At 40.1% G+C, this 17604-nt stretch carries 14 protein-coding genes; 8 read left to right on the plus strand and 6 right to left on the minus strand.

Annotated features, from left to right (window positions below; translation table 11 throughout):
* Positions 1 to 23 precede the first annotated feature (23 nt).
* Positions 24 to 1223 (minus strand): Bcr/CflA family efflux MFS transporter, encoded by a 1200-nt coding sequence (locus PUND_RS08535; RefSeq protein ID WP_010388625.1) that lies wholly within the window; start codon positions 1221 to 1223, stop codon positions 24 to 26.
* A gap of 170 nt (positions 1224 to 1393) precedes the next feature.
* On the opposite strand from PUND_RS08535, the gene PUND_RS08540 reads away from it, so the two are divergent.
* Together PUND_RS08540 and PUND_RS08545 are read left to right on the plus strand one after the other, a co-directional pair.
* Positions 1394 to 2191, plus strand: a complete 798-nt coding sequence (locus PUND_RS08540; RefSeq protein WP_010388626.1) for a M48 family metallopeptidase — start codon at positions 1394 to 1396, stop codon at positions 2189 to 2191.
* A gap of 105 nt (positions 2192 to 2296) precedes the next feature.
* Entirely contained in the window at positions 2297 to 4201 is a 1905-nt protein-coding gene (locus PUND_RS08545; RefSeq protein WP_010388627.1) for a hypothetical protein, read from the plus strand.
* 79 nt (positions 4202 to 4280) lie between these two features.
* Here PUND_RS08545 and PUND_RS08550 read toward each other — a convergent pair whose 3' ends face one another.
* Positions 4281 to 5069, minus strand: coding sequence for a hypothetical protein (locus PUND_RS08550; protein WP_041708814.1), 789 nt, complete (start codon positions 5067 to 5069; stop codon positions 4281 to 4283).
* Positions 5070 to 5187: 118 nt separating this feature from the next.
* Complete coding sequence (locus PUND_RS08555; protein ID WP_010388632.1) at positions 5188 to 6501, minus strand: Na+/H+ antiporter NhaC family protein; 1314 nt, start codon at positions 6499 to 6501, stop codon at positions 5188 to 5190.
* A 557-nt stretch (positions 6502 to 7058) separates the two neighbouring features.
* Between PUND_RS08555 and dapB the strand changes: the two genes are divergently transcribed.
* The 5 genes from dapB to PUND_RS08580 all read left to right on the plus strand — a co-directional run bounded on the left by dapB (position 7059) and on the right by PUND_RS08580 (position 14345).
* A complete protein-coding gene (dapB, locus tag PUND_RS08560; RefSeq protein WP_010388633.1) occupies positions 7059 to 7856 on the plus strand; it encodes a 4-hydroxy-tetrahydrodipicolinate reductase in 798 nt (265 codons plus the stop codon).
* Positions 7857 to 8218: 362 nt separating this feature from the next.
* Positions 8219 to 9355: a glutamine-hydrolyzing carbamoyl-phosphate synthase small subunit gene (carA, locus tag PUND_RS08565; RefSeq protein WP_008113125.1), complete on the plus strand. Its 1137-nt coding sequence runs from the start codon at positions 8219 to 8221 to the stop codon at positions 9353 to 9355.
* A gap of 16 nt (positions 9356 to 9371) precedes the next feature.
* Entirely contained in the window at positions 9372 to 12590 is a 3219-nt protein-coding gene (gene carB / locus PUND_RS08570) for a carbamoyl-phosphate synthase large subunit (protein WP_010388634.1), read from the plus strand.
* Positions 12591 to 12640: 50 nt separating this feature from the next.
* Positions 12641 to 13117, plus strand: coding sequence for a transcription elongation factor GreA (gene greA / locus PUND_RS08575; protein ID WP_010388635.1), 477 nt, complete (start codon positions 12641 to 12643; stop codon positions 13115 to 13117).
* A gap of 169 nt (positions 13118 to 13286) precedes the next feature.
* On the plus strand, positions 13287 to 14345 hold the full coding sequence (locus PUND_RS08580; RefSeq protein ID WP_010388637.1) for a S66 family peptidase: 1059 nt from the start codon (positions 13287 to 13289) through the stop codon (positions 14343 to 14345).
* Between the two features lie 45 nt (positions 14346 to 14390).
* On the opposite strand, the gene PUND_RS08585 is transcribed toward PUND_RS08580, so the two are convergent.
* A complete protein-coding gene (locus PUND_RS08585; protein ID WP_010388638.1) occupies positions 14391 to 15047 on the minus strand; it encodes a nitroreductase family protein in 657 nt (218 codons plus the stop codon).
* Between the two features lie 127 nt (positions 15048 to 15174).
* Here PUND_RS08585 and PUND_RS08590 point away from each other — a divergent pair, with 127 nt between their 5' ends.
* Positions 15175 to 16110 carry a LysR family transcriptional regulator gene (locus PUND_RS08590; protein ID WP_010388640.1) on the plus strand — a complete coding sequence of 312 codons (936 nt, stop codon included), beginning with the start codon at positions 15175 to 15177 and terminating at the stop codon, positions 16108 to 16110.
* Between the two features lie 27 nt (positions 16111 to 16137).
* Here the strand turns inward: PUND_RS08590 and PUND_RS08595 are convergent, their stop codons facing one another.
* Together PUND_RS08595 and PUND_RS08600 are read right to left on the minus strand one after the other, a co-directional pair.
* Positions 16138 to 17376, minus strand: a complete 1239-nt coding sequence (locus PUND_RS08595) for a serine hydrolase domain-containing protein (RefSeq protein WP_240539515.1) — start codon at positions 17374 to 17376, stop codon at positions 16138 to 16140.
* Positions 17343 to 17591, minus strand: a complete 249-nt coding sequence (locus tag PUND_RS08600) for a hypothetical protein (protein ID WP_010388646.1) — start codon at positions 17589 to 17591, stop codon at positions 17343 to 17345. Before PUND_RS08600 ends, PUND_RS08595 begins: the two co-directional genes overlap by 34 nt.
* Positions 17592 to 17604 lie beyond the last annotated feature (13 nt).

The following is a 17604-nucleotide window of genomic DNA, read 5'->3' on the forward strand; positions in this document are numbered from 1 at the left end:
GTATACAATTTAAAAATGCCTCATTATGAGGCATTTTTTTTGTCTTTAAAATAATGTATTAACTGCACCAGTATTGTCAGTACCAGCGCACTAAACATTAAACTAGAAAATGGAACCGCACTTTGTGCATGCATTACCGCTAATATAGGGCCTACTAATGCGCCACTACCAAAACGCAAGGTGCCGATAACCGCCGTAGCAGTTCCGGTATTTTGTTCAAACTTCATCAAAATTAATGAATCTGCATTACTTGCTATTATGCCTAAGCTCATCATTAACGGGGCAATAGCCGCAACAATAAAGTAAAGCGATAAATGCAACACACTAAAGCTGAGTAATGCTGTGCCAGATAAAAAACCACACATTAGCCCGTAATAAAGCATTTTTCGTGAGCCAATACGTGGCACTACGCGAGTATTTAAAAAGTTACCAAACATCAGCGCCATTACATTAAAAGCGAATAGCAGGCCAAACAATTGTTCCGATACTTTAAATAAGTCGAGGTAAATATATGGAACCGAGGTTAAAAAGCAAAAAAAGCCAAACGACACAAACATCGAGCTTAAAATATCAGCGCGGGCGTGCGGGTTGCTTAATACCACTTTGTAACTCGAAAAGAATAGCGATAACCCTTTTCGATCATTTTTAAATATCGGGATATCGATTAAATAACGCTGTACAAAAAGTAAAATTACAAAGCTATAAGCCGCTAAAACAATAAAAATAGTCGACCACAGCGAAAAGCCTAAAATAACTGAGCCGATAGAGGGGGCAAGTAAAGGCGCTATCATCATGATCATAGACACGTACGACATACCCTTAGCGGTATTTTTTTGATATATGTGCCTTATTATCCCAGGAACGACAACCGTGGCAGCTGCCCCAGTAAATGCCTGTACCGCTCTTAACACCCAAAAAGTATGCACTTCAGTAGTAAATGCCAATGCGAGTGAACTTAAGCCAAATAAACTGAGCCCTATTCGCGCTAGTTTACGCCTGCCAATTTGATCGGCTATAGGGCCAAAAAATAACATGCCCAATGCATAACCTGCTAAATAGATACTCAACGAGATTTGAACATTTGGCATGCTAGTATTGAGATCGTTGGCAATTACCAGCATCGCCGGTAAGTACATATCGATGGCTAAAGGCGTGATTGCCACAATACTGGCTAATAAAGGCAATAAAATACGGGTATTAAAAGAAGAAGCCGAAGCACTCATTTAAAAACTCAAAACAACGAATATAGGTTGGGCAGTATAGCAGGGCAATGGCGTTGGATAAACTTAGTTTGCCTGCTAACTTAATTGTTTAATCGCAAAAAGCAAAGATTTTAAACTAACACCGTGTTTGCTATTCTATACTTAATAAAACAATGATCTAGGGTAACATAATGAAGAAATTGGTTTTGGCAGTACTTGCTAGTGCAGTATTAGTAGGTTGTAAAACATCACCAACTGGACGAACGCAAATTGCGCTTTACTCAGACCAACAAATGAGTCAGATGGGCACTGCCAGTTTTGCAGAAATGAAAAAAAATCAGCCGGTAAATAAAGACCCAAAAGTAAACAGTTACGTCAATTGTATTGCTGATAAAGTAGTAGCCGTTCTACCAACAGATTATGCATCTCAAAACTGGGAAGTGGTGGTATTTGAAGATGAATCTGCAAACGCCTTTGCATTGCCAGGTGGTTATATTGGGGTGCACACTGGACTATTAAAAATTGCTACAAACCAAGATCAGCTTGCAACTGTTTTAGGTCATGAAGTCGGTCATGTGATTGCAGAGCACTCAAATGAACGTGTTTCACAAAGCTCTATTTTACAAACTGGAATGAAAGTGGGCAGTGCGGCGCTTGAAATGGGCAACGTGCAATACCGCAATGAAATTATGCAAGGACTTGGTCTTGGCGCTCAATATGGTGTGGTTTTACCGTTTAGTCGTTCACATGAGACAGAAGCTGACGTTATTGGTTTAGATTTAATGGCGCAAGCAGGGTTTAACCCTAAAGAGTCTGTTACGCTTTGGCAAAATATGAGTCAAGCGGGCAGTGGGGCAACGCCAGAGTTTTTATCAACTCACCCAGCACCAACAAGCCGTATTGCAAATTTACAATCGCAAATGGGTAAAGCGCTTAGTGAGCAAAAAACAGCTAAAGCACAAGGTAAAAATCCGCAGTGTAAGTTTTAACAAAACCTTATAAGCTCGTTTAACATTAGTTTGCGAGCTTAATCAAACTAACTTGTAAATGAAAACATGTGGTTTGAAGTAGGCCAAAAATAGGAAGATTCAAGGATGAAAAAAATAGTTGTAATCATTAGCGTTGTTTTGATCAGCTTAGTTACAGTTTTCAGTATATTATCCAGTAAGCGTCATAATTCAACCCTGCTTACACCAACAGAAGCCAATGTTGATATTAAAAAGCCAAAAGTTAATTTCGGGAATAACACAAACACCAAAAATATTTATGTTAAACAGCCATTTCCTACTGATATCCCGAATGAGGAGCAATGCAAAGAGCTAAATTATAAGCAGTATCAGTTACGAGATAATAATGAACGTGATATTGAGCTAAAAGCTTCACAAGCATTTAAAAACGGGTATACAGCAAAGCAGGTCGCCGAGGCAATATGGTTTTCGAGTTACTGGTCAGTGGCTAAAACTTGGTACGATAAAGCGGCATTAGCAAAGTCAGTTGAAAAGTTGCTTCCGATTTTACAATCAATACCGAATAGTGAAAGATTAATTGCTCAATACGATTACGTTAACGCACCGGACTTAAATATAACAACTGTTGTTGATTACACTGACCTTTTGGATATACTTTGGAAAAACTTGCCCACAGATACGATTTACAAAAAGGTCAGCTCAACAAATACCTCTGCCGTTGAAATTTTTAACGAAATTGAACGGACTTTTTCAGAAATTCCATATGATGTACTTAACAATAATCAACTTTCTCCTTTAAATTCAATTTTAAATCTGTTGTTGACTAAACAGCAGCTACAATCCGCTATTATGCTTTTGCAGCGTTACCCTGATTTAAAGTTATCAGATGTAAGCTTCGATAATAAATTAGCATTGAATTTTCTCACTATTATAGGTGGTGAAGATTATGAAATTACTAATCCAACAGAGCATAAATTGTTCTTAACTCTTTTAGGGTTATTAGAGAAGCAGGTTTTTTATCAAAAAATCACACACCCTTGGTTTAGTAACGAAAAGGTCAATAAGGGGGTTGAGAAATTAAATAACGAAGGGATCGTTATTAAAATCGTTTTAATCGATGATATAGAGAAACCGAACCCTATATTGCAACTGAATATAAAAGAATCCGTATTAACTGACGAACAACAACTGGACCTCAAAAAGTGTCAATCAACGACGGATTGGCTTGCAAGCCGTGAATTAACACCCAATGAAATTGAAACATTTAAAGATCAGCCTTTTATTGCAAAGATTAAATCTTCATCTGAATTTAAGCACTGTAAAAATAAAAAAGCTTTACATAACTCTCCGTTAATAAATAGTCAGATTACTACAGTGAGTAAGATAATTAATCAAGCAATTGGTAATCAAAACACCTCATTACAAGAACTCGATTTAGAAACCTTAGATTTACCTGTTTTGTTACCTGAAACAAAATCTATTTTAGCAGTTATTTTTGCTCGAGATTACCTGCAAGCAACTAGCTTAAATGAGCAAGAAATTATATCTAGACTAAGTAATGTTGGTTTAAAACCGTTAAGTAGTCATTCGGAATTATTAGGAGGGTTGGCAGGATTAAAAGGATTAACATTGTGGCTTAATTCATTAAATTTCGAGCAGTTAAAAGATGCGCAGAGTTTATTGAATAGTTTTGCAGCTGAAGGCGTTTTTGACCCCTTCGATATATTAAACACTAGGCTGGGTGGCGTTGCTTTTGATAATAAGAATGAATTGGATCCTCTTTATTTCTTTATCCAAAATTATTCGGAACTCTCTATTCATTCCGGTGATCCAATTACCTATGAAAATAAAAAAAATAAAGCATTTATAGACTTTTTTATTCGCAATGGAGTTCACATTGAATCGCAACATCTTCGAGCTTCATTTGCTCTCAAAATCCGATCTAAAGAAGGCTATAACCGTCTGATAACACATTTTCCTGAGTTAGAAGTAAAGAGCGGGGACGACTACTTCTCAGTTAATTGCCGATAGGTTAACAATTAGATAAAACATATATTTTTGAACTTAAAAAAGTGCGAAATGGTTCGCACTTTTTAATTTACTTTGTTATTTAAAAAGTCCACTCTAAATGAACTTGCGGTACTGATTCGCTGACATCTGTACCAAGTTTGTTATGCCAGTACTGCCACTCCATACCTAACAGTAATGTGTTTTCTTTCATCTCTAGCGCATGCCCCATATCCCATACAATAATAGGTTGAGCTAAAAACCAAGCGCGTACGTCATTACCAAACTCATCTTCACGCTCAGCAATATATTCCGCATGACCCTTAACACTAAATTTTTGTGAGCCAATCATAAATGGATATTCAAAAGCAACGTCAAACATCCAGCTGTTGGTTTCAATTGGCGCACCGCCTTTAGCAACACCTTCACTATCATCAATGTAGGCAGTCACAAGGGTTGATAAGAAATTAAAACCAGGCACATCCCAGCTTAATTTTACACCCGGTAAGTATTTAACAACTTTAGCATCGCCTGCGGCATTAATACCCATGGTTAGGCCAACATCAACGAGCGCACCTGACGCTACTTTTTCGTCCATAACGGCCGATAAGCTAAGCGTAGAATAACCTTCAAAGTAAAAGTCTTGATCTTGGTAGTTATCGTCATTGCCATCAGTGCTGTAATCAATAAAGAAAAAGTTATCCCCATAGTCATGGCCTGAAGCATGTTGCAATGAATAAACCGTGGTGCTTGATTTTTGTTCAGTGAACGGGTTTTTATGATTACCGTTGTTAATATGAAGCGCAGTACTGCTCCAATTAGCAGCAGTAGCTGTTGAACTTAAGGCACACGCACTAAGTGCAACGAGAGGAAGTAAGTTTTTAATTTTCATAACCATATTTTATGTGACACGCTGAATACCACATTATAGCAAAGACGGTTAATTTGTTAATTATTTATTGTCATAAACAGTGTACTAGCATGTGGCTAATACACTGTTTAAAGAAGATTTAAGCTTTATTACGACGTAAACAAATAACCGCAATAGCGGTAAAAGCTAAAATAAAGCAGTAGTAAGATGAGGTTGATACTTCCCACGGGCTAATTTTAAATGTAGCACCAAGCAGAAGTGCTTGTGCGCCGTAAGGTAAAGACCCTTGGGTAACACAGGCAAAAATATCTAATAAACTGGCAGAACGTTTACCACTAATTTCGCCATCGTCAGCTAGCTTTTTAGCAATAGGGCCAGTCACAATAATAGACACTGTGTTGTTAGCAATACACATATTGCTGGTTAGCACTAATGCAGCTATCCCTAACTGATCCGCTACCTTGCGATGCCATTTTGCAATGACCTTAGTGATTGCTTGAATTTTTTGCGCGATGTAGTCGAGGCCGCCATTAATACGAATAAACTCAGAGAGGCCACCAATAAACATAGACAGTAAAAATATTTCCTGCATGTCGCTAAAACCTTGGTAAATATCTTTTACAAAGCTGGCGCCTTCATAGCTTCCGGTAAAGCCCATCAATGCGGCGAAAACAATACCGCTTAACAGTACTACAAATACATTAAAGCCCATTACTGCCAGTACTAAAATAAAGGCATAAGGAAGCACCAATAAAATATCGTAGTCTTTAGTTTCAACAACTTGCGCAGCTGGCGTTAAAAATAACAACAGTGCAATAGTAAGGATAGCGGCTGGAATCGCAATTTTAAGATTTTCTTTAAACTTATCTTTCATTTCACAGCCTTGCGTGCGGGTAGCTGCAATCGTAGTGTCAGAAATTATTGATAGGTTATCACCAAACATAGCGCCAGATACAATGGTACCGGCCATTAATGCGGGATCAATCCCTGTTTTCATTGATACTGCATAAGCAATTGGGCCAATAGCACCGATAGTTCCCATTGACGTGCCCATCGCAGTAGAGATAACCGCGGCAATTAAAAACAAACCAGGCAGAAGTAATGAAGGGGGAATAAGTGAGAGACCAGCATTAACAACCGCGTCAACGCCACCGGTTGCCCCTGCAACCGCAGAAAAAGCACCTGCTAATAAATAGATAAGACACATGGTAATAATATTGTTATTACCCACGCCTTTAATAAAGGTTTCTACACTTTGATTAATACTGGCTTTATTTAAAATAAAGGCTAAAACAATCGCAGGTAAAATAGCGACCGGTGCTGGGAGTTGATAAAATGCATAATCAACCCCTTGAGATTGCAAATATAAGCCTGAGCCTAAAAAAATAGCAACAAAGGTGAGTAGGGGGAGCAAAGAAAATCTTGCTTTATTTTTATCAAATGATGGCTGCATCATAATCCTCGTTAATTATTCATAGCAATCGAAATCGATTGATATATTAAACAGCCAAAGCATCCCTCTTTTAGCTGAATTTAGTTGTTTGTTTTACTATCTAACCAGATAAGTAACTCAACAGCGCCCGCAAGCCAAAGACCAAATCGGCGCAAAAAAAAGAAGTTTAAATGTATAGATGGCTAAATGCAAAGACTATCTGTTATTATTATGAGGGTCTGTTGATCTTTCAAGGTTAAATTTGCAGCAGTCTGTTTGGTATTTAGGCAAGGCAGAGCCAATGTGGTGTGGTATTCCCCATAAATAGGCGATAACGCAGCATCAATGCCAAACAGGTTCTGCCTAGGAGCGATTTACTCTTTGTTGCTCGGTTTTTACTTAGCCCACTAGGTTACAAACCTCGCGCCACGATTAAACCACTCCTAGTTTAAACAAATTTTAATCCGCAAAGGTCAACAGACCCTAAAATAATCGAAGCTTTTTTATAAGCTTTCCTGACTATTACATGAGTTTTAGATAAAATCTAGCTAACTAAAAAATACATAGGTTGTAAAAAGATGAATCGAGTAGGTGTGTTTGGTGCGAATGGCCGTATGGGCCTGGCACTTTTAGAAGCAGCAACAATCAATAAAAATTCACAATTAGCGGCGGCCTATGTACGCAGTGAGTCTGAGTTAGTCGGTCTATCGGTTAATCAACTTAATAGTGCAGCGGCTAAAGACATTCACTTTAGCAGTGAACAGCAGGTTGAAAATGTAGATGTGCTTATAGACTTTACCCTTCCACAAGGCATGAGAAATCACTTAAAAACAGCTGTTGAGAAACAAACACCTATGGTAATTGGCACCACTGGCTTAACTCATGATGATATGGCTCTATTAACAGATGCCGCTAAACATATCCCGATCGTATTTGCGCGTAATTATAGCGTGGGCGTAAATTTACTGCTTAACTTAGTGCAAACAGCAGCGACAAAATTAGGCGATGATTTAGATATTGAAATTTTTGAAGCGCATCATCGCCATAAAATCGATGCGCCATCGGGTACAGCATTAGCTATTGGCGAGTCGATTGCACAGGCTAAAGGGTGGGATCATGATGAGGTTGCTGTTTATGATCGTAACAACATAGAGCAGGCCAAATCACAAAATGAAATTGGCTATTCAGTGCTAAGAGGCGGCGATATAGTAGGTGAACACACGGCCTACTTCGCTACAATGGGCGAAAGACTTGAATTAACCCATAAAGCAAGTTCTCGAATGACCTTCGCCCTAGGTGCTATAAGAGCTGCGCAGTGGTTGAAAAATAAACCAGCAGGACTTTATGATATGCAAGATGTGCTAGATTTAAAGTAGTTAAGTTCCTTTTTTAACGCTTTGAGGTGGTTTTTTGTTATAACCACTTATTTATTGCAATTTACTAATTAGCGTTAGACCTAAAAGCCAACTTCATGTAGAATGCAGCCAATTTGCCAAAAATTACTAAATGCGTGTTTCCAATTATACTCATATGGTTAGCAAAACCGGGGTTTGTGTGGGAATAAAAAGAGTTTTAGGCAAGAAAAATGAATGAAGGTTTAGTGGTTTACATCGGCATCATTTAAGACTGCGTAAAACAATTTAAGCTCACAGAAATCAGGTTTTGACCAATTATTTGGGTATTGGCGGGGTGTTAAGCAATTTGTTTACTCCCGTTTTTTACTGTTAGGAGGTTTAACTTGACTAAATCCGCTCTGTTAGTCCTAGAAGACGGCACAGTGTTTCGCGGTACTGCAATCGGCGCTGACGGCATGTCAGTCGGTGAAGTAGTATTCAATACGTCTATGACTGGTTATCAAGAAATTTTGACTGATCCATCGTACGCGGAACAAATCGTAACTTTGACGTACCCACATATCGGTAATACGGGTACCAACAGCGAAGACGAAGAAGCGAGTCACATTTGGGCTAAAGGCCTAGTGATCCGTGATTTGCCACTGCTAGCAAGTAATTTTCGTAACGAGCAATCGTTAGATGATTACTTAAAAGAACGTAATATTTTAGGTATTGCGGACATCGACACCAGAAAACTAACCCGTATTTTGCGTGACAAAGGCGCACAAAATGGCTGTATTGTTGCTGGTGACGAACTAGACGAGAAAAAAGCGCTCGAAGCCGCGCAAGCCTTCCCAGGCTTAAAAGGTATGGATTTAGCAAAAGTTGTCTCAACCAAGGAAAATTTTGAGTGGCGCGAATCAAGCTGGACATTAGGCGAGGGGTTTAAAACCTTACACGCTGATGATGAAAAGTTTCATGTTGTTGCCTACGACTTCGGTGTTAAACGTAACATTTTACGTATGCTTGTTGATCGTGGTTGTAAACTGACCGTTGTCCCAGCACAAACCTCTGCCGCTGACGTACTAGCCTTAAACCCAGATGGTATTTTCTTATCAAACGGCCCTGGCGATCCTGAGCCATGTACTTATGCCATTGATGCAATTAAAACCTTTTTAGAAACCGACACGCCAATTTTTGGTATTTGTTTAGGGCATCAACTACTAGCACTTGCCTCAGGTGCTAAAACAGTAAAAATGAAGTTTGGCCACCATGGTGGTAACCACCCAGTTAAAGATCTTGACCGCGATGTTGTAATGATCACTGCACAAAACCACGGTTTTGCTGCAGATGAAGCCACATTACCAGATAATTTACGTGCTACGCACAAATCGTTATTTGACGGTACATTACAAGGTATTCACCGTACAGATAAACCAGCGTTTAGCTTCCAAGGTCATCCTGAAGCAAGTCCTGGTCCGCACGATGCAGCCCCATTATTTGACCACTTCATCGACTTGATGCAAGCGCGTAACCACTAATTTAACCGGAGTAATAATGCCAAAACGTACCGATATAAAAAGCATTCTTATCTTAGGCGCAGGCCCAATTGTAATTGGTCAAGCTTGTGAATTTGACTACTCTGGTGCTCAAGCGTGTAAAGCACTAAGAGAAGAAGGCTATAGAGTTATATTAGTTAACTCAAACCCAGCCACTATCATGACTGATCCAGAAATGGCCGATGCAACATACATCGAACCAATTCACTGGGAAGTGGCAGAAAAAATTATTGAAAAAGAAAAGCCAGATGCTGTACTGCCTACAATGGGTGGTCAAACGGCATTAAACTGTGCGCTTGATTTAGATAAGCACGGTGTATTGGCAAAGCATGGTGTTGAGCTTATTGGCGCAACAGCCGATGCAATCGATAAAGCAGAAAACCGTGAGCGTTTTGATGTTGCTATGCGTAACATCGGCCTTGAATGTCCACGTGCTGAAATTGCCCATTCAATGGATGAAGCTCGCGATACCATGACCCGTATCGGCTTACCGTGTATTATTCGTCCTTCTTTCACAATGGGCGGCACCGGTGGCGGTGTGGCTTACAACATGGAAGAGTTTGAAGAAATCTGTGAGCGCGGTTTAGACCTTTCACCAACCAGCGAGTTATTAATTGATGAATCGTTAATTGGTTGGAAAGAATACGAAATGGAAGTTGTTCGTGACAAAAAAGACAACTGTATTATCGTCTGTTCTATTGAAAACTTTGACCCAATGGGTGTGCACACAGGTGACTCAATCACGGTTGCACCAGCACAAACATTAACCGACAAAGAATACCAAATTATGCGTAATGCCTCTATGGCCGTATTGCGTGAAATTGGTGTTGAAACCGGCGGTTCAAACGTACAATTTGGTGTAAATCCAGTTGATGGCCGTATGGTTATCATCGAGATGAACCCGCGTGTATCACGTTCATCAGCGCTTGCATCTAAAGCAACAGGCTTCCCGATTGCTAAAATCGCAGCTAAGCTTGCTGTAGGTTACACGTTAGACGAGTTACAGAATGATATTACTGGCGGTAAAACACCAGCATCGTTTGAGCCTTCAATCGATTACGTGGTAACAAAAATTCCTCGCTTTAACTTTGAAAAATTTGCCGGTGCAAACGACCGTTTAACAACGCAAATGAAATCAGTGGGCGAAGTAATGGCGATTGGTCGTAACCAACAAGAGTCATTGCAAAAAGCATTACGTGGTTTAGAAGTAGGCGCAACGGGCTTTAACCCAATTGTGGCGCTTGACGACCCGAAAGCAAAAGAAAAAATCATTCGTGAATTACGTGAGCCTGGTGCAGAGCGTATTTGGTACATTGCCGATGCGATGCGCCATGGTATGAGCGTTGAAGATGTGTTCGAACTGACTAAGATTGACCCTTGGTACTTAGTACAAATTGAAGACATCCTAAAAGATGAAGCTAAAATTTCAGAAGTCGGTATGGCCGGCTTAAATGCAGACTTCTTGCGTAAACTTAAACGCAAAGGGTTTGCAGATCCGCGTATTGCAGAAATTGCTGGTGTGTCAGAAGCTGAAATTCGTAAAAAGCGCCATCAACTCAATATTGTACCTGTTTACAAACGCGTTGATACGTGCGCCGCAGAATTTAGCTCAGACACTGCTTACATGTACTCATCTTACGATGAAGAATGTGAAGCTAACGCATCTGACCGTGATAAAATCATGGTAATTGGTGGCGGTCCTAACCGTATCGGCCAAGGTATTGAATTTGATTACTGTTGTGTACACGCAGCTCTTGCGCTTCGCGAAGACGGCTACGAAACCATCATGGTTAACTGTAACCCTGAAACGGTTTCTACCGATTACGACACATCTGATCGTTTATACTTTGAGCCAATTACGCTTGAAGACGTACTAGAAATTGTACGTGTTGAAAAGCCAAAAGGCGTTATCGTTCAGTACGGTGGTCAAACACCACTTAAACTAGCGCGTGAGCTTGAAGCTAACGGCGTGCCTGTAATTGGTACTTCACCTGATGCCATTGACCGTGCAGAAGACCGTGAGCGTTTCCAACAACTTGTTGAGCGTTTAGACTTACTGCAACCAGAAAATGCGACGGTTACCTCTACCGAAGAAGCACTACTTAAATCAGTTGAAATTGGTTTCCCACTGGTAGTACGTCCTTCGTACGTATTAGGTGGTCGTGCGATGGAAATTGTATACGATGAGCAAGACTTACGTCGTTACATGACCGAAGCCGTATCTGCATCAAATGAAGCGCCAGTATTACTAGACCGTTTCTTAGATAACGCGATAGAAGTTGACGTTGACGCAATTTGCGACGGCGAGCAAGTGATTATTGGCGGTATCATGGAGCATATTGAACAAGCAGGCGTTCACTCTGGTGACTCAGCATGTTCATTACCAGCTCACTCGCTAACGCAAGAAGTGCAAGATGTGATGCGTAAGCAAGTAACTGATATGGCACTTGAACTTGGCGTAGTTGGTTTGATGAATACGCAGTTTGCGGTTAAAGATGGCAAAGTGTATCTAATCGAAGTAAACCCACGTGCAGCACGTACAGTTCCATTTGTATCTAAAGCAACGGGTGTAGCACTTGCAAAAGTAGCGGCGCGTTGTATGGCGGGTCAATCTTTAGCAAGCCAAGGCATTACTAAAGAAGTGATTCCACCTTACTACAGCGTAAAAGAAGTGGTATTGCCATTTGCTAAGTTCCAAGGTGTGGATCCTATCCGTGGACCTGAAATGCGCTCAACGGGTGAAGTAATGGGTGTTGGTGATACTTTCGCCGAAGCGTTTGCAAAAGCACAATTAGGTGCAAGCAACACTTTACCACGTGGTGGTCGCGCGTTACTATCTGTACGTAATAGCGATAAGCCACGTATTGTAGAACTAGCAAAAACTATGACAGACCTTGGTTTTGAGCTAGACGCAACAGGTGGAACAGCTGCTGCACTTGAAGATGCTGGAATTACGGTTCGCCGTGTAAATAAAGTATACGAAGGTCGTCCGCACATTCTTGATAGAATCAAAAATGGCGAGTATAGCTATATCGTTAATACCACCGAAGGTCGCCAAGCGATTGAAGATTCGAAGGTGTTGCGTCGTGGTGCATTGCAGCACAAAACCAATTATACTACGACATTGAATGCGGCATTTGCTAACTGTACTGCTAACCAAGCAGATGACCGCAGTAAAGTGACGTCTGTTCAAGAACTACACCTGCGATTGAACTAAGGAAATGTGCCAAGGCCATAACCATGGCCTTGGGATTAAGTGAGAAAAGTATGCAATCAATTCCAATGACAGTTCGTGGCGCAAAATTATTGCGCGATGAGCTTAACGAATTAAAAACTGTTACCCGTCCAAAAATTGTATCTGATATTGCTGATGCACGTGAACACGGTGACTTAAAAGAAAATGCTGAGTATCACGCTGCGCGTGAGCAACAGGGTTTTTGTGAAGGCCGTATTCAAGAAATTGAAGCAAAGCTTTCAAACATGCAGATGATTGACGTAACAAAGATGCCTAATACAGGTAAAGTGATTTTTGGGACTACAGTAACCATCGTTAATGTTGAAACCGACGCTGAAGTTAAATATCAGATTGTTGGCGATGATGAAGCAGATATTAAAAGTAATTTAATTTCTGTTAATTCACCAATTGCTCGCGGCTTAATTGGTAAACAAGCGGATGACGCTGTGATTATCAAAACGCCAAAAGGTGATGTAGAGTACGAAATCATTGAGGTTGAGTATATTTAATTAGTTAACTCACTTTAACGTTTTATAAAAACCAGTGCTTAGTAATAAGCACTGGTTTTTTTATGCTTGGTTTTTATATTTGGTTTAGAATCGGTTGAATATTATTCATTGTTTGTAAATGTAGGCTATGTTGTTATGGTAGTAACCTATTCTTCAATAAGGAAATAATATGGCAAATATACTGTATCCGGCACCTTTAACAGTGGGATCTAAAATCGCCGTGTGTTCTTTATCAGCGGGGATCAAATCAAAATACCATCCACGGTTAGATATTGTCATTAATGGCTTAAAACATCGAGGTTATGAGGTTGTTGAGGGGGAGTTTTTACGTCAAAACGAGCCGCGAACTCAACTTACAGCTAAGCAGCATGCCAAGCAATTAATGGGCTTTTTATTAGATGATGAAATAGATGCGATCATGCCGCCAATGGGCGGAGAGCTGGCAATGGAAATATTGCCTCTGCTTGATTTTAGCGCAATTAAAAACGCTAAACCTAAATGGTTAGTGGGCTATTCAGATGTCAGTACGATTGCTTGTGCACTGACAGCAAAATGTAATTGGGCAACACTGCATAGCGCTAATTTAATTCAATTACACCCTGATGAAAAAGACCCGTATTGTTTACAAATTTTTGAAAGCCTAAGCTATGAGGCTAGCAGTGAGTTTGAGCAAGCCCCCTCGACTTACCATCAACATAGCAAGCCTGATTACGCACAAAACCCGAATGCATTATTTGATCACAGCATTCCCACACAATGGCAATGTTTAAATTACACCGATAAGCGCAGTATTGAAATGTCAGGGCGGTTGTTTGGTGGGTGTCTTGATACGGTTGGGCTGTTACTTGATTCGCCTTTTTTAGCTCTGCATGAGTTTAAAAAGCACAATGCCTCGCAAGGTATTGTACTTTATTTAGAAAGCGCAGAGCTCACGCCAGCGACCGTTGCAAGGTTTTTATTGTCACTTAAATTAGCGGGCATGTTTGATGATATAAATGGGGTGATTATTGGTCGTCATGTGACCTTACAAGGGCAAGACCCAGGGTTTGATTATCGCCAAGGCTTAAATGCCGCTTTTGGTGGGTGTTTATTTCCGGTGATCATAGATGCCGATATTGGCCACATTCCTCCTAATTTAAACTTAGTTAATGGTGCATTATGCACTGTTACCGCAGATGTTGAACAAGGCAAAGTGCTCAGTGCATCTGTGGTCACAAAACTAGCCTAGTAATAATAAACTGCTCACTTACTATTTAAAGTGAGCAGTTATGACTTATAAAACCTGAATAATTTGTTCTTTGCTTAAACGTGATTTTGGCAGCTTAGCATTGTAGTCTTCTTCAGCGTCATGGTAGCCCAGCGCAAGTGCGACATCACAGATGTAGCCGTCTAATTCGCTTGCGAACTCCTCACCAATCAGTTGTGCATCAACGCCTTCCATCGGGGTGGTATCAATCCCTAAGCGTGCTGCTGCATGCATAGTATTGCCTAAAGCAATGTAGGTTTGTGCTTTAGTCCAGGCGGCATTATTACCCTGCTCATCGGTATTTAAATCCACAAACGCAAAGGCGCCAAAAGCTTGCTCGCGGTTTTCTGTTTGAGTTCGGCCATTTTTTATATCAGCATCAATTACTTGGCCATAGTTTTCACGGGTATATTGCGGATTATGAGCGAATAAAATAATGTGTGATGCCGCTTTAATGTGTGGCTGATTAAATTGAAACTTATTAGCAAAGGTACTGTGCATACGCTCTTTTGCGGCATCAGATTCAATCACAATAAATTTCCAAGGCTGTGAATTAATTGACGAAGGAGAAAGACGCATAGCACTATACAATACCGCTAAATCGTCTTGAGAAATGCGCTTTGTAGCATCATAACGTTTAGCGGTGTGGCGGCTTTCAAGATCGCGAATAATAGGGTGAGTCATAGTCTCTCCATAATAAAAAAGGGCTGATAAATAGTGTTCATTGAGTGTATGAACAGCATAATACAATTTGCTTTATTTAAAATAAACAGCATAATTATTGAATCATTATCAAATAAATTTAGATAATATGCAGATTGATGATTTAAAGCTGATATTAAAAGTCGCTGAATTTAAAAGTATTACTTTAGCTGCTGCCAAGCTTGATATGCGTACAGCAACGGCAAGTGCTGCTATCAAACGTGTTGAAGCCGCCTTAGGCGTTGACCTATTTGTACGTACAACACGCCACCTAAGGCTTTCAGTTGCTGGAGAGCGATATATACCACAATGCGAGCAAGCTTTAGCTGTGCTTGAAAACGCTCGGCAAAACTTAAAAGGGGAGCATGATGAAATCGAAGGTGAACTGAGAGTCGCGTTATCGTCTGACTTAGGTCGCAACTTAGTGATCCCTTGGATTGATGAAATCATGGATAAGTACCCAAGTGTGAGCTTGCGTACGCACATTAGCGATAGCAATATCGATTTTTTTCGTGACTCGGTTGATATAGCACTACGTTATGGCTCACCGAGTGACGCTAATGTGTATGGGTTTAAAATTTGTAATGTGCCTCGTTTACTGTGCGCTACAAAAGACTATGTACAACAATTTGGCAGCCCACAGCACCCAGATGATTTAGCGCAGCATCACGGATTATTTTATCAGCTGCAAGATATTATAAATAATGTGTGGGAGTTTACCGATGGCCAAAAAAAATACAAAGTAAAAATGCAGGGCAGACGTGCCTCAAATGATGGCGATTTAGTCAGGCGTTGGTGTGTTGCAGGTAAAGGTTTAGCGGTTAAATCAGCGTTAGATATTGCAGATGATTTGCTAAATGATCGCGTGATCACGCTGATGCCTGGTTATCAACACACCTGTGGCGAACTTTGGTTAATATGCCCAAGCCGCCAATCCATTACGCCAGCAGTGAGATTGCTAAGAGATGTGTGCAGAGAAAAAGCTACTCGTTTGTTACAACAGTTGGTTGATAAAGGTGTTTTAGCAAAAAGTGCACTTGAATGATGTTTTTCCAGCCAAGTGCATGTTGATTTAAAGTTTGCTGCTGAGTGTTTTAATTGCCTGGGATGCATTTTCACTCGTAGGGTCGAGCTCTAAAGTTTGTTGATAAAACTCAAGTGACTTTGCAATGTTACCATCAGCTAAATATGCTTCCGCTAAACTGTCGTGGGCATTCGCAGAGTCTGGATTTGTTTGCACATTGAGTTTAAATAAAGCAATGGCTTCTTTTATCATCTTCATTTCGAGTAGTTCATAGCCAAAATAATTAATTGAGCGCTCGCGAGGAGTATCGCCACTAGAGACCAATTCTGCGTATTTCTTATTTAACTCACTAATGCCACCACTTTTTATTGCCTGAAACAACATGCTATCAACATTTTCGGTTGCTACCTCGTAAGATTTACCATAAACAATATTGGTTAAGCCTTTCGTCATAGGTGTGAGCGGAGCTCCGCCAGTGTTATTTAAAATCACGATAAGTAGCTGATCTTCCAATATACGACTAATAAATGCATTAAATCCATCTATACCTCCACCATGTTGTACTTGTGTTAGTGGTTTGCCATATTTATAAGCACTTAATTGATTAACTTCCCAGCCAAATGCGTAATTACGCTGCTGCGTTACGGTATACATTTGCTTTTTTAGCTCTTCATTTATTAGCTTATTTGTATAAAGTGCTTGGTCCCATTTTACGAGATCGCGGGCGGTTGAATAGAGAGACCCCGCGGCATAGGGAATAGACATATCTAGATAATCGGCATTAGTGTAACCGTCTAAGTTATTGTTATAACCAGATGCACGTTGCTTGAGCAGCTTTTCATGAGAGTCATAACCGCTGTTGTGCATATTCAGCGGGGTAAAAATGTTCTGCTGCAGTACGTCTTGGTATGTTTGTTGAGTGACCTTTTCAATCACGGCACCTAAAATAAAGTAGCCTGAATTGCTGTAGCGAAATTGTGTACCGGGCTCAAATAATAAATCATCACTACATAACAGCGTTATAAACTCATCAACGCTGTAAGGGTTGCGGCTGTAATCATCTCTAAATGCTTTTGCATGAGTATAATTACTTAGGCCTGAAGTATGGTTAAGGATTTGGCGAATGGTAATTTTATCGCCAATATCTTTACGATAGCCGGGTAGGTAAGTGCTTAAAGGGGCATCGAGCTGTATTTTGTTTTGTTGAACCAATTGTAGAATGAGTAGGGCTGTAAATTGCTTTGTAATAGAGCCTATTCGAAACTTGGTCTGTGATGTGTTTTTAATATCCCATTCAAAGTTTGCGTAACCATAGCTTTTTTCAAAATAACTTCGCCGTGTTTGGCAACTAACACGTTACCATTAAATTGTTTTAACTCATGAAAGCCTTGTATGAAAGAGTCAATTTCTGTGGCTTTATTAGCGGCTAAGCTTATTGTAGATATAAAAAGTACACTCATAGCTAATAATTGAGTTAGCCAAACTCTAGTCTTGTGACTCATAATTTTCCTTAAT

Origin of the sequence: Pseudoalteromonas undina (assembly GCF_000238275.3) — a bacterium.
GTDB lineage: Bacteria > Pseudomonadota > Gammaproteobacteria > Enterobacterales > Alteromonadaceae > Pseudoalteromonas > Pseudoalteromonas undina.

Excerpts from the sequence above, each read along its gene's own strand:
- PUND_RS08535 (WP_010388625.1), bottom strand. The coding sequence starts at position 1,223 with ATGAGTGCTTCGGCTTCTTCTTTTAATACCCGTATTTTATTGCCTTTA.
- PUND_RS08540 (WP_010388626.1), top strand. The coding sequence starts at position 1,394 with ATGAAGAAATTGGTTTTGGCAGTACTTGCTAGTGCAGTATTAGTAGGT.
- PUND_RS08545 (WP_010388627.1), top strand. The coding sequence starts at position 2,297 with ATGAAAAAAATAGTTGTAATCATTAGCGTTGTTTTGATCAGCTTAGTT.
- PUND_RS08550 (WP_041708814.1), bottom strand. The coding sequence starts at position 5,069 with ATGAAAATTAAAAACTTACTTCCTCTCGTTGCACTTAGTGCGTGTGCC.
- PUND_RS08555 (WP_010388632.1), bottom strand. The coding sequence starts at position 6,501 with ATGCAGCCATCATTTGATAAAAATAAAGCAAGATTTTCTTTGCTCCCC.
- dapB (WP_010388633.1), top strand. The coding sequence starts at position 7,059 with ATGAATCGAGTAGGTGTGTTTGGTGCGAATGGCCGTATGGGCCTGGCA.
- carB (WP_010388634.1), top strand. The coding sequence starts at position 9,372 with ATGCCAAAACGTACCGATATAAAAAGCATTCTTATCTTAGGCGCAGGC.
- greA (WP_010388635.1), top strand. The coding sequence starts at position 12,641 with ATGCAATCAATTCCAATGACAGTTCGTGGCGCAAAATTATTGCGCGAT.
- PUND_RS08580 (WP_010388637.1), top strand. The coding sequence starts at position 13,287 with ATGGCAAATATACTGTATCCGGCACCTTTAACAGTGGGATCTAAAATC.
- PUND_RS08585 (WP_010388638.1), bottom strand. The coding sequence starts at position 15,047 with ATGACTCACCCTATTATTCGCGATCTTGAAAGCCGCCACACCGCTAAA.
- PUND_RS08590 (WP_010388640.1), top strand. The coding sequence starts at position 15,175 with ATGCAGATTGATGATTTAAAGCTGATATTAAAAGTCGCTGAATTTAAA.
- PUND_RS08600 (WP_010388646.1), bottom strand. The coding sequence starts at position 17,591 with ATGAGTCACAAGACTAGAGTTTGGCTAACTCAATTATTAGCTATGAGT.